Source organism: Sinomicrobium endophyticum (assembly GCF_052983315.1).
This window is the reverse complement of sequence record NZ_JBRKIS010000058.1, coordinates 23,536-39,903: the sequence shown is the minus strand read 5'-3', so window position 1 is coordinate 39,903 and position 16,368 is coordinate 23,536. Positions and strand designations below refer to the sequence as shown.

Below are 16,368 nucleotides of genomic sequence, written 5' to 3'. Positions count from 1 at the left end.
AAACCAACCCTTTATGTACTCTGTACTTGACAAAGATACGATAGAATTGGAAATAGTTCCTTACATACCTAAAACTCATCGAGGATTTGCCCCGACCGTTCCATTGGTTGAGATTGTTAACGCCATCCTCTACAAGCTCAAGACCGGTGTGCAGTGGCATCAAGTGCCTGTAAAAGCCCTTTTTGACAGTAAAGTGCTAAGTTGGCAATCGGTTTACTACCATTACCGGAAATGGTGCTTGTGCGGTTTTTGGAAAGACTGTTGGGTGAGCTTCCTCAACCGCCATAAATCAAAACTTGACCTTTCCAGTGTGGACCTGGATGGCAGTCACACCTCGGCCATCAGGGGCGGGGAACAAGTGGAATACCAAGGCCGTAAGAAGCGCAAAACCACCAATGCCCTATACCTTAGCGAAAGGCAGGGACTACCTTTAGCTATGTCTGAACCTGTTGCCGGCAATCATAACGACCTGTATAACATTGAGGTGCAGTTCGAAGTAGTCACTGGTACTCTGGAAGATGCTGACCTCCGTGTGGATGGGTTGTTCCTCAATGCTGATGCGGGCTTTGATTCCAAGGATTTCCGACAGGCTTGTGCCCAAAAGGAAATCAATGCCAATATCTGTTTCAACAGGCGTAACAGTGACAAGGACAGAGATGACTATTTTGACAAAGAACTTTATGACCAGCGATATGCCATCGAGCGAACCAATGCCTGGATGGACAGTTTCCGGTCATTACTAAACAGGTTTGACACCACCGTGGCAAGCTGGACAGGGTTTAACTATCTTGCTTTTATTGTGTTAGCTTTGAAAAAGTTCAAACCCATCAAAAAGAAAAAAGTTTAAACGAATTCTATATCTGAACAAAAAAATAAAAATTAATGTACTTACAGAACATAAAATTATGGAATTTTCGGAAATATGGTTCAAACGAAGCATTTGATATTAAAAAACCCAATTTAAACCTAAACTTCACAAAAGGAGTTAATGTATTAATTGGAGAAAATGATTCTGGAAAAACAGCCATCATAGATGCCATTAAATTAGTTCTTAAAACTCATTCTTTTGAATGGATAAGAATTGACAAAGAAGATTTCTATGGAAATTCTGAAAAGTTTAGAGTAGAATTATTGTTTAAGGATTTGTCTATTGAAGAAGCCAAAAACTTTACAGAATGGCTTAGTTGGGAGGGAGAGGGAGAAAGTGCTGTTCCTGTTTTAAAACTGACATATGAAGCAAACATCAAGTCAGAAAGAATTATGCTTTCTGATGTAAAATCGGGATTATCAGAAGAAGGATATTTACTATCCTCAGAAGCTAAAGAATATCTCAAAGTAACTTATCTAAAACCTCTTAGAGATGCGAAAACAGAATTAGTTCCAAGGAAAAATTCAAGATTATCTCAAATTTTTCAAGAACATGAAGCCTTTAAAGGAAGGGATAAAGATCATCCTCTCAAAACTATTTTTGAAGAATTTGAAGAAAAAATTGGGGGTTATTTTGAGGGAAAGGGATTTGATGACCAAAACGGTAAGGAGTTAAAAAAGAAGATAGACGGATATTTACAGTCTTTTTATGATGCAACAAAAGAAACTGACATTAAAGTTTCTGAAGGAAAATTGAAAAGCATATTAGAGAAACTCGAATTGCTAGTTAAAGGTGAAGTAAATGTTGGTTTGGGGACATTAAACCGTCTTTTTATGGCATCGGAACTTTTACACCTCAACAAGAAAGATTATGACGGTTTACGCTTGGGCTTGATAGAAGAATTAGAAGCACATTTACATCCACAGGCTCAAATGCAGGTAATAGAGTCCCTGCAAGGACAGAAAGATATTCAATTAATTCTAACTACCCATAGCCCAAACTTAGCTTCAAAAGTCTTTTTGGAAAATCTAATCATTTGTAATAAAAATTATGCTTACCCATTAGGGAAAAGATATACCAAACTAAAGCCTTCAGATTACCCCTTTTTAGAGAGATTTATTGATGTTACTAAATCAAATTTATTTTTTGCAAAAGGATTGATTTTTGTTGAAGGTGTCTCTGAGGAGATTATTTTGCCTGCCATTGCAAATAAACTACACCAGTTAAATCAATTTAGAAATAATCTAACTTCATCTGGAGTTTCAATTATCCCAATTGGTAATACTGCTTTTTTTCGGTATTCAAAAATTTTTGTCCGCAGTCAAATCCCAAACATTGATGTTCCAATAAGCATAGTTACGGATTTGGATTTAAGACCAATTGAATATGCAACTTTTTATAATATTATTTTGCCTAACAAGAAAAAGAAGAAAAAAATCATTAGTGAATTTAATGTGCCAGATTATAAAACAAATAAGGTAGACCTATACGAAGAACAGTCAGTAAAATTATTCATTGGAAATTTTTGGACTTTAGAATATTGTATTGCTTTACACCCAACTTTAAGAAAGATTCTTTTTAAATCAATTATACAATGCTTAGAAGAGGAAAGAGCAGATAAGTATAGGGGAAATAAAGAAAGTTTAAAGGGGATAAAACCTATTTCACACCTAAATTTTGAGAGAAGATGGAGAAATTTTATTGAAAATAAATCGGATGAGCAAATTGCATTTAACATTATGAGGCAGTTTATCATTGACGGTAAAAAAATCTCAAAATCAATGATAGCAATGTACTTCTCTCAATTTCTAATGACCGATGTAAATCAAATAGATGAAATAATTGTTGAGAATAATCCAATTCAATACCTCATCGAAGCCATAAAATATGCCACAAGAAATTAACATATCAACTGAGGATATTCAATATATTGAAAAAATTTTGCTACCTGAAGGCAAACATTTTGACCAAGAAAGATTAGACTTTATTCGTAATTTTAGCACTATAGATTTACAAGCAGTTCCAGGAAGTGGCAAAACTACGGCTTTACTTGCCAAACTTTTAATCCTTGAAACACAATTACCATTAGAAAGTAACAGGGGTGTTTTAATACTATCTCATACCAATAAAGCAGTTAATGAAATAAAAGAACGAATAGGCAAACATTGCCCAAATTTATTTTCTTACCCAAACTTTATAGGAACTATTCAGAGTTTTGTAGACCATTTTTTAGCTATTCCTTACTATGAGTGTTTGTTTAAACAAAAGCCCATTAGAATTGACAATGAAATATTCTTAGAGCAACTTAATAATCTCTTACCATACGGAAGCAAAATAGCTTTACAGAAAAGGCTAAAAGACAAGTATTATAATTTCCTTTTACAGTTATTCATTATTCGTCAAGAAATAGTTGATTTTTCTACTTTTGAAAGTGTTTCTATTCCTAGTATAGGAAATCACACAAATACTTATAAAAATCTCATGAAAACTAAATCAGAATTGATTAAAAGGGGATTTTTAAACTTTAATGATGCGTATTCATTCTCAAAATTATATTATACAAATTGTCCTAAAATTATTAGGATACTTCAAGAAAGATTCAAGTATGTATTTGTGGATGAAATGCAAGATATGGATACCCATCAGCATAATTTACTCGAAACAATATTTTTTGATGAAGGGGATAGTAAATCTGTATATCAAAGAATTGGGGACATCAACCAAGCAATTTATAGCGGGGAAGTTCATACAGATGATATTTGGAAGTTTAGAGGAATACCATTAACAATTAATGGAAGTCATCGTTTATCTCAAAATATTGCTCAACTGGTCAATTGTTTTACCATGAATATTGAAGGAGGATTTCAAGTAGAAGGTAAAAATGAAAACAATAATTTGAAGCCTCATCTTATAGTTTATGAACTGGATAAAATTAAAAAGGTTATTCCAAAGTTTTCACAAATTGTAAAAAATCATATTGATTCGGAGAATATCATTCTTTCAGATAAAAGTAAATTCAAGGTAATTGGTTGGGTCAAAGATAAAGAGGGAGATAAATTAGGAATTACAGATTACTCCGAACAATTCAAACCTCAATCGACATCTCAAAAGATTGATTATGACAACTTATACTCATACCTGACTAATTTTAATAAAGAAAAAAGAACTTTAGAGCCAATTAGAAAGAATATTTTAAATTCTTTTATTAAAATTCTGAGAATAGAGGGTATAACAAGCTCAGAAAATAGATACTTTTCAAAAAAACAATTACTAAACTATTTATCTGAATTTCATGAAGATGAATACACTAATCTTAAAAGAAATCTATTTGAATGGAGTATTGATATTATTAGAGATAAAACCGATGAGGTTTATAATTCAATAAAAGAATATATACCCAATTTGTCGAATATATTTGAAAAGGAATTTAGTGATTCAGATTCGTTTATAAACAATCCGATTATAGAACCAAATGTAGTAGATGATACAGAACAGTTTACAAAAGATAACATTGTAAACTATGATGGTTTTGATATTGAAGTTTCAACTGTTCATTCTGTTAAAGGGCAAACTCATACAGCTACTTTGTACTTAGAGACTTCTTACCAAAATGGTAATGATACCTACGAAACTCAAAGGCTTTCATCTCAATTAAAATACAATGATTTTTCCGATATAAGAAAGTATCACAAACAGTCAACTAAGATGGTTTATGTTGGTTTTTCAAGACCGACAGATTTACTATGCGTTGCAGTTTGTAAGGATAGATTTGATAGCCATCTTTCGGATATTGATAGGGGTAAATGGGAAATAGTAAATATTTAAGATATGGAGTTAATAAAGTTTGAAGATAAAATAATATTTGTTTACTATTTTTCAGAATACTTTCCTAATGATTGGGTAAGCAAAAGTTTAGAGGAAAATGGAGAAATTTCATTTAAGAATACGTTTTATTTTCTAAAATCAGATATATTTGATTTAAAAGGAAATGAAAATATTGTAAATGATTATGAATATTTTGAAAAAGAAGAGATTCCTACACCTAGAGCGTTTATTTTAGCATTACTAGAAGGAGGTTATTACAAATTTGATAGAAGAAAATTACAAACTAACAACACAATTTATTTTTTTAGGGAAATTGAACTTTTTATTGATTATTTTATTGCAGAAACAAAGATTTCAATATTTAGGCAAATAGATAATCTTGTCAATGAAGATATTTATATCGGAGGGAGTGCTGAAAATGTTATTCCTGCTGAGGATTTTGACAGATTAATTCAAAACTTCCCAACTACTTACGAAAAAAAGATTTATGCAGAAGCAAGAATATCTTCTATTATTAAAAATCACTTTGAAACAACTAAAGATGCAGAAGCCACTTTCCAGAATTATCTTAACAAGAAACCTTCTAAAGTTGGAAAAAAATTAAACAAACTTTTCCACGAATATGAGTTGTTAAAATACTCAACTATTCTTGAAAAGTTGGAAGGAATGTTAGAATCTGAAAACTCATATAGTGAAGACCAATGGCAGGATGAGATTCTGGAGATTATTTTATTACTCTACCCTAAATATATTGTATCCTTTAAAAGCGTACATGTGAAAATTGAAGCTAGAAAAAGAAGATTCTTGGATTTTATGTTGGTTGATTATAACGGAAATATTGATGTAATTGAAATCAAAAAGCCATTTGAAAATTCAATAATGACAAATTCTTTATACCGTAACAATCATATTCCTCACAAAGACCTTATTGGTACAGTTATGCAATTAGAAAAATATATTTATCACTTAAACAGATGGGGAGAAAAAGGAGAAAAATTCTTAACTGATAAATATTTGTCTGATTTACCTAAAGGAATGGAAATAAAAATAACAAATCCAAAAGGATTTATAATAATGGGTAGAGAAAACAACTTGTCAAGTGAGCAGAAGGCTGACTTTGAGATTGTAAAAAGGAAATACAAGAATGTAATTGATGTCATAACTTATGATGATTTAATAGAAAGGTTGAGGTTCACTATTCAACAAATTAAAAGCAAATAAGAAAGTTTAAAAAATCATATTTAATTTAGGATTGTTCCTAATGAAATTAAAAATATGGTTTCTGTAATAATTAAATCAAAATCATCATATGTCAATAGTTTATAAAAAAGGTATTTGTGTATAATGAGTTTGAAACCAATTGAGCTGTAAAGCAAGAGGGTAACGCGCTAAAGCGACGTTACGATAGTTAAGGTGTTGAAATACAGTTTTTTATGTGATTTCGAAAAATCCACTTTTTATGAAATTTGCAGCAAAACCTCTCGGAAGCCCCGAAAACAGGCTTTTTTTTACAGCAAAAATGATGAAAAACGCTGTTGTGTGACGTTCAATCGCCACTTAGGCTATCATTTTAAAAAGTTGAAGATTGCCTTTTCCCTCAAGACCTCACCGGCTTAAATCTTCATCTTTTTAAAACGCTTACTAAACCAAACAAAGCAGTATTAGCTATGGAAAGATTAGGGGCTTGTTAAAGATGAATTTAAAAAATTGTTTTGTTTCAATAATGTGCCGTGGTGTATCAAAAAACTGATAGAAGATGTTTTTTGAATTAAGGGGCTATTACAAATAAGAGAAACCCACGCGTTGTATATGCTGTTCACATTTAGTGAGTGTAATTATCGACCTCACCTTACGGGTGTACAAGCACCCTCGTAACCAAATCGGTTAATCTATAATAATTTCAATGCCTGCTTTTTCGGCCTTGTATTTTATTTTAGTCATTAACTCATAATAGCTCCAGTTTCTCAATACAAATTCTTCTTCTTTAGCGATCCCGATTTTGTCCTCCTGATTTAATAAAATTAGCGTTCCAGCCTGATGTTTTATGCAAAAATCGATTAATTTTCTGCTGTATACGTGTATACGATGGTTCACATAATTGCTTTCCGTTTTGCGAAGCTTTTCCACTGCTTTTAATTTCCTTTTGAGCCCTTTACCTGATTTGGAATAGGTTGCTCCAACCTGTGCCCTTTTTCGGGCTGCTTGTATAGCTAACCTTCTGTACAGGAACTCTTCCCTGGTGCCAATAGTATGCTTAGCATTAACGGTTTTCACCACAATAGGATACTCAAGAGATAAAGAAGCTTCTGCTATCACTTCCGCTCTTAGGCATTGCTTCTCTTTTTCAATTTCAAAAACCGGCAGCCAAAAGATTTTGCCCTCTTTCAGTTTAATATGGGAAGTACAAAGCTTGGTTTCTCCTTTTATTACCCGTTCCAACAGTATCTGTTTGTCGGTATAATCCTTTCCTAGATACGTCCGAAAAGGAATTTGAAATAAACGAAAACAAAAAGCCCTTTTCTCGTTATTATAGGATAATCCGCTTATGCCCTCTATACTAAATGGAAAAGCCATATCCCTCCTGAAGTTTTTAAGGGAACGCTCGCCTTTCCAGTATTCCAGACTGTTTTTCTTAAAAGAAGCAAGTAAGGTTCTGTTTAAACAGGATAATATATTTGTAGGGATTTCACCCTTAAAGCGATCTGATACTACACGATAGGTGGTATTGATACGGGAACGTTGCAAAATTCCGTACTCATCTTTCTTTTCATCAGCCAATTTATACTTTATCCCTTCTGACAGATAAAAGAATTCCTTAATCATTTCCTGTACATACAAATGGGAAACAATAAGGTTAGCCGCTCTAAAGCACCTGTTCTGCCACCTATAAAGCTTATCTAACACCTCCTTTCTTTCTTCTTTAGTAGGCAGATCAACCAATAACTGAATCTTTCGTGTAAGTTTTAGCGTTGAATTCTTCATACTTAAGCGGATTCTAATTGCTGCTCATGTTTTTGCAGTATGAGTTTATAGGTAGCCATAAACTGGCGGTGCACTTCCTTTTGGGATAGGTTGAGTTCCTTAGCGATAGTCGCAAAAGAAAATTTCTTTTCACATCGGAGTTTTAATACCATGGACTGCTCTTCGGTCATGGTTCCCTGCACTTTTATATGGGTAACCGGTTTTTGTTTTTTTTCAAGCTTGTTTCCCTGATTGACTATATTTTTTATATCCTCAATAGCTCGTTTTACCTCGTTGCTAGTTTCGGTGATACTCTTTCCCATAACCTCGGCAATAGCTTTATAATGAAAGCCATACTTTAAACAGAGGTTAATCAGATGTTTTTTTTCTGAACTTAATAGTGGTAATACGTTTTTTATTTGGTCGAAGGCTTTTTGTTCCGACTCCTGAGCTTCCAGATTTTCAGAGGTACTTATCGGATCATCCCCCACCATATAGTCCTGGTAATTGTCGTAATCCTCTAATGAGTAGACTTTCCTAAAAAACTTATTTTTAGGTTTGCTATAGTATGAAATACATTCCCTTTTCATTACAAACCTTAAAAAATGGAGAATATGCTTAGGAGATTCTATCCTATCCTTATGAACCCATAATTTTAAAAAAGTATCCTGAACCAAGGATTCTACTATAAAACTATCATTGATAAGGCTCTTTCCTATCCAGTAGATACGTCTGTTGTATTTGGCATGGATATCCGCAAAGGCTGAAACATGGCCTTTTTTTAATAGTTCAAAATATTTTGCCGAGGGATCGGGTATGCTTTTCATAAGTATAAAGTTTTGCAGACAGATTTTGTTTTTGGAATACTTAGGGTAAAAGAATTCCCTTGCAAGACTTCATAGTGATCCTATGCAGAAACCTTTGCTTTGGAGAAGAAGAGTATCCCGAACACCCGGCATGTAAAACGGATGGGCGTGGAACTCTACTTATCGAACAGGGGTACTGGCATACCTTACAGCGATAAAAGAGCCCACGCCCGGGTCGTGAGCAATTTTACTTATCCTCTCGCTGTAAATGAAAAGTGCCAGTTTTCTGTTCGAGATTCAAAGCAATTGCTTCTAATATTTTCTATTTGAAGAATTGCAAATTTATATAATCTGTACAAAGATAAACAAATAATATTTATGGTAAGATATATCATACCGTTATTTTCAAAGATAAATGAGAAATTTAGGGATTCTAAATAGAAGAAAAGTGACTGAAAAGGAAAAGCTTGGAAAGCAATTATTAGAGCTTAGAAAAAAAATACCAAGTAAAGATTATGATAAAGAGCACATTTCTCAACAAGAACTCGCAGACAGTAATACTAGTTTAACCAAATTCTTCATAGGGACTGTTGAAAGAGGAGAAGCTAACCCTACCTTAGACAAATTGATTCTTTTAGCCAAGGCATTGAATTTAAAGACAATAAATATACTTGAGTTAGAAATTAATGTAGATAAGTACATCAAAGAATTAAAGAAGAAATAAACCTCGCTGACGCTCGTTTAAATAAAAGGGAAACAAGTACCTATCGTAAAACGCGTTTGTAATACTTTTCGTTGCCTTCAAGTTCTGAATTTTCAAAATCAATCTTCTTTTATCTCCAACTACAAGTCCATCCTAAAAGAAATTGGCAAAATAGGGGAAAGATTGTTCCTCGGCCCTTGCTTCTGTGAAATTCAGGCAACTTTGAAGTGAATTGACCTAACACTATTTTTAAGTGGTTTATTTTAAATGAAGTAGGGAATAAGGCCCCAAAATATCTTACCGAACAAACCTATGTTGCGAGGAGACTTGCATATTAGCACTATGGCTTTTTTACATATTTACCATCTGGTCTCCCCCCTTTGCAACCATCGGGCGCAAAGCAAGATGTTTTTGTGGTAACAAAAACACATCTTGAAATTACCATCCGCATGATTTGTTTTTGCTTTTGTGGTTTTCCGTAATTCATTTTCTCCGTTTTTTGTTTCCTTTGGAAAAAGAGGAAAATTCTGTTACGAATATTCCTCTTAAATAATTACGAATACATTATATTAGTTTTATAAATACGAAAGGTACTAGTTTACGTATTATAAGGGAAGTATATAAACACCTTTAGTAATTATATAAACAAGTTGGCAGTAATTAGGCGAAATGAATAAAACTACGATAGAAGAAATTATTACTTGGCTAGATAAGCGACCTGAATGGTTAGTTTCTTCTATAAATCTTCTATTCAAAAACAATCGTTCTTTTACTGAAAAAGAAATTATTGAATTAGCAGACAAGTGTATACAAGAAGCTACATCAAAAAAAGGTAAAACTAAAGTTGACCAGAAAGCATTTGCATCTTATTTCGGAACGAATTCCAGAAAAGGAACAGTTCAATTAAAGAGCATATCAAATATTAAAGGTATTAATAACTTAAACCCTAAAGAACCTTTAGAACTTTCCTCGGATAATATTTCAATAGTTTACGGCAGAAATGGTTCAGGAAAATCAGGCTATGTTAGGATTCTAAAAAAAGCTTGTGGTGCTAGAAAATCTGAAGACTTATTGTGTGACGTCTTTAAAGGAAAAGAAAATCAAGAATGTGACTTCGAGATAATCAAAGATGGTAAGGTTGAAAAGATTAATTGGAAGCCTGAAAATCAAATTGAGAATGATTTAAAAACAATTGACATTTTCGACACTTCATCAGGAATAAGTTATGTTATGGAAAATAATGAAGTTACTTATGAACCACCTGTTCTTAAGTTTCTAACATATTTGTCCAACATATCAGATAAAGTAAATAGCCATATAGCGGAGAAAACTAACAAACTATCTATTATCCTACCAAGCTTTCCAAGCAACCTACACGGTACTTCAATCTTTAAAAGATATAGTTCCCTATCAAATGCTAAAGAGTTCAATAGTGATTTAAAAAAGATCGTTTGGACTAAAGCAAAAGAACGTCAACAAAAAGACCTTGAAGAACAACTTATCAATAGTCAGAATTCAGATTTACTTCTTTCGCTAAAGAATCAGTCAGAAAGCATAGTAACAATTTTAAACAAAAATCAAGCTTTGGTCAATGGTTTAAGTTTAAAAAAGTTCAGAGAGATAAATAAGATTCGAAAAGAAATTGTTTCAAAAGAACAACAAATAAAAAACAGTGAAAAATTACTAAAGGATAATAAAATAAATGGTATAACAACTAATTTATGGAAAGTTCTTTGGGAGGCAGCAAGAGAATTTTCAGACAAAGAAGCCTATCCTGATAAAACTTACCCAAACACAGAAAATGAAGCAAAATGTGTGTTATGCCAACAAGAAATATCGATAGAAGCTAAAAAACGCTTTGAATCTCTTGAGACGTTCATAAAAAACAAGTTTAATACAGAGCTAAACGACTTGAAGCGAGGGCTTGAAGAGAAAACTAATAGTTTACCCAGTTTTTGGGAAGAGGAATTAAAAGAAGCCATTCTTTCAAAATCTGCTCTTTCGGCTGATTTATTAAAAAAGATTGAAAAATCATTCACCAATTTTGAATTACGCAAGGAATCATTTAAAAATGCCAAAAAAGAAACCGAACTAATAAAAATCATTGATTTTAAAGTACAGATACTATTAAAAAAGGAACTAAAATCAATTAGCAAGAAGCTTAAAGGACTTGAAGCTGCTAAAACTTCGAAAGGAACGAAACAGAATGAAAATCAAATTTTAGAGCTAAAAGCAGAAAAATGGATTGTGGACAATAAAAAAGCAATTGGAAATGCGATTGCGGATAAAGAAAAGCTTATAAGTCTTAATAAGGCTAAAACATTATGCAGCACAAATGCCTTATCAACTAAAAAATCTGAACTTGCAGAAAACCTAGTTACCAAAGAGTTTATACAAAACTTCGAAAAAGAATTAAAAGAATTAGGGGCTGATAATCTAAATGTAACAATAGTAAAATCTAAAACCTCAAAAGGAAAAGTTTACTACGCCATCAAGCTTAAAAACTCAATACTGACAGAAAGAATAGAAAATGTATTAAGTGAGGGAGAGTTTAGAATAGTTTCATTAGCTGCATTTTTAGCAGATGTGTCAAATAAAACCTATAACTCACCATTTATCTTTGACGACCCAATTTCATCATTAGACGTAGATTATGAAGAAAATACAGTTAAGAGAATTGTTGAATTGAGTAAAACTAGACAAGTAATTGTATTCACACATAGATTGTCTTTTTTAAGTCTATTAAATGATGAAGCAAGCTCTCAAAGTGTCAAGACAAAGAATGTAACAATCTTATCAGAATATTGGGGAAAAGGCCAACCTTCTAGACCTCTAATGGATTCCCAAAAACCTCTAGCCGCAATTAATACTTTAATTGACCAACGATTACCAATTGCAGTAAAAATATTACAAACGGTCGGAACAACAGAATACTTGCCAATAGTAAAATCCATTTGTAGTGATTTTCGTATCACATTAGAGCGGATTATTGAAAATGATTTACTTAACCAAGTAGTATTAAGATATCGCAGAGGTATACAAACTATGAATCGATTGGATGCTTTGGTTAAAATAAATCAAAATGATATTAATCTACTAGATGGTATGATGACTAAATATTCAATCTATGAACATTCTCAATCCGCTGTTCTTCCAACCAAACCAATTGACTCATCTGATTTAAAAAAGGACTTGGAAGATGTGAGAGATTGGATAAATGAATTTAAAAAGAGAAAATAACTAACGCCAATAACTAAGCGTTCGTGTGGTCGGCACGGCCGAAAGTGATAAATTTAAACTTATGTACTATTAACAAACATAACAGTAAAGTTGAAAGTAAGTGCTTCCTAATCCCCGCACTCCACTTATAATTTACCGTGGTGTTTAATTATCAATAATAACTATGACATTTACTGAATATTTAAATACAGATAATTTAGAACTTGAGGAAATTTCAAATTATTATATAGAATATTTGAAAAATTTATCCGCAAAAAATTATCCATTTGAGGAACATATTCATTTAAAAGGTGGAAGTGAAAAGTTTATTCTATGTATTGATAGAACTGCTTTAATAAAAAAAGAAGAAAAAAATCAATTTTTAGAAGACATCGATGAATTATCATCAACAATAAGAAGATATAGAAGACACGAAAAAACGATTCCTATAATATCATTTTTCTTACCATTAAAAGAAAAGTATCTATTTAGAATTCAAGAAATTTTTGAAAAAATATTTTCAGAAACTTTAAGGTTTATTAATGACGCTAATGAAAGTATATCCTACCGAAGAGAAAGACTTGATTTAAACGGATTTTACACCCCTGATAATTCGAATAAAAAGCAAATAAAAGACTTAATAAAGGAAGCAATAGATTTAATCAATGATGATAATAGTTTAACCAAAAAAAGTAAGGATCAAATAATTCAATATTTGACAAAAGTATTGAAAGACTTAGATTCAGAACATACTGATTGGACGAAAATAGTAGGTAAAATTAGTCAGGTAATTATTGTATTAGGAGCTTTAGGGTCTTTTGCAGGTGGTATATCATCTTTAATAAAAGCAAAAGAGAAACTGGAAGAAACAAATATAATTATTCAGAAAACATCTATAAACCTAAACCACAAAACTTTGAATCAGACATTTAATATAAATTCGAATGAACAAATTCAAAATTTAAATAATACAATACTTCAATTAGAAAAAGATAATTCTGAAAAATAACTAAACCCAATACTGTACCTTATGAAAAGTACTAGTCAACTTCTTCATAGTTCATATTCAATAATTTTCATATCTTTATGATACAAAAGGAGATCAAATTATATCTCCAAAGTTCTTTTCTTGGTTATAGTGTGCAAATAGGTGTGCATAAATAAATGAAAATCACAGAATAACAGTTATAGTAGGGGTTAAGTCAGTTTTAAGTTAAGCCTGCCACCCCGACTTGACGGGATTTCCTTGTGAAATCCCGTTTTTTTTTGATAATGAAGAAGATTTAATTCTTTCATTTTAAGGTAGTTATGACTAAATATTTGAGCCATGTAGGTGGTTCGATACGACCCGTTTTCATAGTACAATTTGCTGTCGAACACCATATCGAACAGTTCCCTTTTCTCCAAAGTGTCCAATTTATTGTAGATCCTTCCCAGATTCTTTAGGTAATCCAGGTTCTTATGGAATGCTTTATAAATCTTGGCCTTGTCCGTATCATGTACGGATATAGAAGCTTCCAATTTCATTATGTCCTTGTTGTAGGTGCTATACCAACGGTCATAGGTCTCTCTATCAATGGAATTCTCTATCCATTTCTCTTCCAGTGATATGAGCTTTTTCTTGGTCTGGTGCAATTTTATTCTATATCCTTGGATTTTATGCAGATTGGCGTTGACCTCGTTTTTTAACATTTCCTCACTTTTCTTTTTTATTTTGAGAATGGCCTCTTTTTTAAGGTTCAGCAATGTAAAAATCTGGGATAATTGCTTGTGGGCTTTGTTGGCGCTTATATTGTTGTGTTTGGAATGACAGCACTTGTAGTAGTAATAATAATTCAGGCCCTTCCACGCGAAGGTGCGCCTGTAAGTGGATTTCCATAATGGCACTTTAGAATTCCCCTCAATGGAATATTATCATCAATGATAGTTCTTTTCTTGTCCGGCTTTTTTAGTTTTTCCTGTACGTTGAGCCAGGTCATTCTATCAATAATGGGTTCATGGTTGGCAGGAAATAATCCGCCGGGGTGTTGCTTGAAGGGTTTGACTTTCTGCAATCCTGTATATATCGGATTTTGAAGAATATTATCTATTGTCGAATTCCCGGTTCTTTTCAACCCTAGTTTTCGTGCTTTCTTTTTAATCAAATAGGCAGGGGTGCCATGTAAGTACGCATCATAAATGTATTTTATGATTTCCGCTTCCGTATCGACCACCTCCAAGTGCTTATCTTTACCTTCACCAACTTTTTTGTACCCGAAAGGGGCATGGCCATAGATAAACCGTCCTTCTTTGGCCTTGGCAGTGTATATGCCACCTCTCACCTTGATGCTACGGTTAATGTTGTCATCCTCGGCCAAGAGAAATTGCAGACCGGCCCGGAAAAAACTACCGGGAGTCTCATAGTTGAAAGTAATACCTTCCGTAACCGAAACGATCTGGATGGAGTATATTTTCTGTAAACGTTTTACCAATACCAATGCTTCCCCAGCTTCCCTGCTAAACCTGTCCATTTGGTCCACGACCAGATAATCGACCCGTTTCGAATATTTCTCAATGAACATACGCAGTTTTTTAAAATCAGGGCGGTCAAAGGCCTAGCACTTTTGCCCCGGTCTATAAAGGAATCCACCAGTTCGACCCCATTAAACTCCAACCAGTTATCCGTTAACATTTCCTGCCTTTCTATTGAACTATGGCTTTGACCTAGTCTGCTGAACCGAAGGTATCTGATAGCTGTTTTCATGATTACATTCGTTTATGGTTATTTTTACAATGATCCTTGCCAGAAACTCTATAAGCTGTTCTTCTTTTTGCTGTTCTATTTCTGCATTGATTTCTGAAATTTCGAAATCCATGGAATGCGCTTTTTTCTTCATTTCTCTCCTTCATTTCCTGTGGGAAAAGCGTAGTATAAAGATTATTAACAATCCTTTTCCTACGAAATTTTCACATCTGTTTTTTGCACTATTGTATAAGCGAAAAGCCCGGAATCCGGGCTTTTTGTTTTGATCCATGTCAAGACTGATAGGGGTAGTATTTGGGGCCCGTTCCTCAAACATGCCAACGACTCGATGGAGCTGTTGTCCCAAGAGTGTAGTGCCTTAATTATGTGTATTGATATTTATAAGGTGTAAAAATAAAAAAAGCCTTTAACTAATGTGCTAAAGGCTTTTCTTTTTTACAGGATTAAGTTATCCCTTTTTCGTTTCATCAACGGAATTGCTATCATTTTCCCCGGTTCCCTGTAAATTCTTTTCAATCGAGTTCAGTTCCGTATCCTCCGTGAAATCATCAACTGTACAGGAAACTATAATGCTAGAAAATAAGATTAAGATCATAGTGGTTTTTATGGTTTTCATAAGTGCAAAATTTTAAGATTAAACAATGGTTTACCTTGCCGCGTTGATCGCAGCTATTTCAATTGTGCACAATGAAAAGCGTTGTTGTTTTTGTTACGCCAGTGAAGCTTCAGGGCTAAAATAGCATCTATGAATGAGGACAACATCCCTAAAAACAAATGTTTAGTGAAACCCTCACATCTATGAGGGAAATCGTCATTTTACATAGGGAAATCAATTCAAGGTTATAAATGCCTTATTTGACAGTCTGGCATTGATAAGATCAATGTTATCCATAAAGGTTTTTGTAAAAGGGATTTGAAAATCGGGGTCTTTTATAATGCAAACGCCCTTGCCATAATGTATCCTTGAAATGAACTTGCTGTTTACGATATAACTTTTATGGATTCTTAAAAAAAATGAAGGTAGTGTGTCCTCAAAGGTTTTCAATGTTTTGTAAGCTCCTATGACTGAGCCGTCTTTCATTTGAAAATCGGTGGTATTGTTATCCGCTTTCAAAAAAAGGATGTCATCGGTATTTAAATATTGATAATCTTTATTCGATTTAAGGCAAATTGTTTCATAGGTTTTCGATGGGTGTTTTTTTTTATACTTCAGAATACTTCTGCGCAGGTTTAATTCCGTTAT

14 protein-coding genes and 1 pseudogene are annotated in these 16,368 nt (G+C 33.0%); 7 read left to right on the top strand and 8 right to left on the bottom strand.

Annotated features, from left to right (window positions below; translation table 11 throughout):
• The first annotated feature begins 13 nt into the window (after window positions 1–13).
• From ACVBDU_RS21365 to ACVBDU_RS21350, 4 genes are read left to right on the top strand one after another with little or no spacing between them, the layout of a single operon-like run.
• Window positions 14–847, top strand: a complete 834-nt coding sequence (locus ACVBDU_RS21365) for an IS5 family transposase (protein ID WP_447177729.1) — start codon at window positions 14–16, stop codon at window positions 845–847.
• 35 nt (window positions 848–882) lie between these two features.
• Window positions 883–2,772, top strand: coding sequence for an ATP-dependent nuclease (locus ACVBDU_RS21360; RefSeq protein ID WP_447181723.1), 1,890 nt, complete (start codon window positions 883–885; stop codon window positions 2,770–2,772).
• The gene (locus tag ACVBDU_RS21355) at window positions 2,756–4,693 is read left to right on the top strand and encodes a UvrD-helicase domain-containing protein (RefSeq protein WP_447181722.1); all 1,938 of its coding nucleotides are present in this window, start codon (window positions 2,756–2,758) and stop codon (window positions 4,691–4,693) included. Before ACVBDU_RS21360 ends, ACVBDU_RS21355 begins: the two co-directional genes overlap by 17 nt.
• 3 nt (window positions 4,694–4,696) lie before the next feature.
• Entirely contained in the window at window positions 4,697–5,914 is a 1,218-nt protein-coding gene (locus ACVBDU_RS21350; RefSeq protein WP_447181721.1) for a Shedu immune nuclease family protein, read from the top strand.
• A 663-nt stretch (window positions 5,915–6,577) separates the two neighbouring features.
• On the opposite strand, the gene ACVBDU_RS21345 is transcribed toward ACVBDU_RS21350, so the two are convergent.
• Together ACVBDU_RS21345 and ACVBDU_RS21340 are read right to left on the bottom strand one after the other, a co-directional pair.
• Window positions 6,578–7,675 (bottom strand): hypothetical protein, encoded by a 1,098-nt coding sequence (locus ACVBDU_RS21345; RefSeq protein WP_447181720.1) that lies wholly within the window; start codon window positions 7,673–7,675, stop codon window positions 6,578–6,580.
• Window positions 7,676–7,677: 2 nt separating this feature from the next.
• A complete protein-coding gene (locus ACVBDU_RS21340; RefSeq protein WP_447181719.1) occupies window positions 7,678–8,481 on the bottom strand; it encodes an RNA polymerase sigma factor in 804 nt (267 codons plus the stop codon).
• 427 nt (window positions 8,482–8,908) lie between these two features.
• On the opposite strand from ACVBDU_RS21340, the gene ACVBDU_RS21335 reads away from it, so the two are divergent.
• The 3 genes from ACVBDU_RS21335 (at window position 8,909) to ACVBDU_RS21325 (ending at window position 13,391) form a co-directional block, all read left to right on the top strand.
• Window positions 8,909–9,184, top strand: coding sequence for a helix-turn-helix domain-containing protein (locus tag ACVBDU_RS21335; RefSeq protein ID WP_447181718.1), 276 nt, complete (start codon window positions 8,909–8,911; stop codon window positions 9,182–9,184).
• A gap of 648 nt (window positions 9,185–9,832) precedes the next feature.
• Window positions 9,833–12,403, top strand: coding sequence for an AAA family ATPase (locus tag ACVBDU_RS21330; protein WP_447181717.1), 2,571 nt, complete (start codon window positions 9,833–9,835; stop codon window positions 12,401–12,403).
• 163 nt (window positions 12,404–12,566) lie between these two features.
• Complete coding sequence (locus ACVBDU_RS21325; protein WP_447181716.1) at window positions 12,567–13,391, top strand: hypothetical protein; 825 nt, start codon at window positions 12,567–12,569, stop codon at window positions 13,389–13,391.
• Between the two features lie 188 nt (window positions 13,392–13,579).
• Here the strand turns inward: ACVBDU_RS21325 and ACVBDU_RS21320 are convergent, their stop codons facing one another.
• From ACVBDU_RS21320 to ACVBDU_RS21295, 6 genes and pseudogenes are all read right to left on the bottom strand, one after another.
• Window positions 13,580–14,074 (bottom strand): hypothetical protein, encoded by a 495-nt coding sequence (locus tag ACVBDU_RS21320; RefSeq protein WP_447181715.1) that lies wholly within the window; start codon window positions 14,072–14,074, stop codon window positions 13,580–13,582.
• Window positions 14,075–14,217: 143 nt separating this feature from the next.
• The gene (locus tag ACVBDU_RS21315) at window positions 14,218–14,595 is read right to left on the bottom strand and encodes a recombinase family protein (protein WP_447181725.1); all 378 of its coding nucleotides are present in this window, start codon (window positions 14,593–14,595) and stop codon (window positions 14,218–14,220) included.
• A gap of 84 nt (window positions 14,596–14,679) precedes the next feature.
• Window positions 14,680–14,958: pseudogene (locus ACVBDU_RS21310) on the bottom strand (recombinase family protein); the annotation flags it as partial.
• A gap of 114 nt (window positions 14,959–15,072) precedes the next feature.
• Window positions 15,073–15,258: a hypothetical protein gene (locus tag ACVBDU_RS21305; protein WP_447181714.1), complete on the bottom strand. Its 186-nt coding sequence runs from the start codon at window positions 15,256–15,258 to the stop codon at window positions 15,073–15,075.
• A 315-nt stretch (window positions 15,259–15,573) separates the two neighbouring features.
• Entirely contained in the window at window positions 15,574–15,741 is a 168-nt protein-coding gene (locus tag ACVBDU_RS21300; RefSeq protein ID WP_447181713.1) for a hypothetical protein, read from the bottom strand.
• A gap of 213 nt (window positions 15,742–15,954) precedes the next feature.
• Complete coding sequence (locus ACVBDU_RS21295) at window positions 15,955–16,296, bottom strand: LytR/AlgR family response regulator transcription factor (protein ID WP_447181724.1); 342 nt, start codon at window positions 16,294–16,296, stop codon at window positions 15,955–15,957.
• Window positions 16,297–16,368 lie beyond the last annotated feature (72 nt).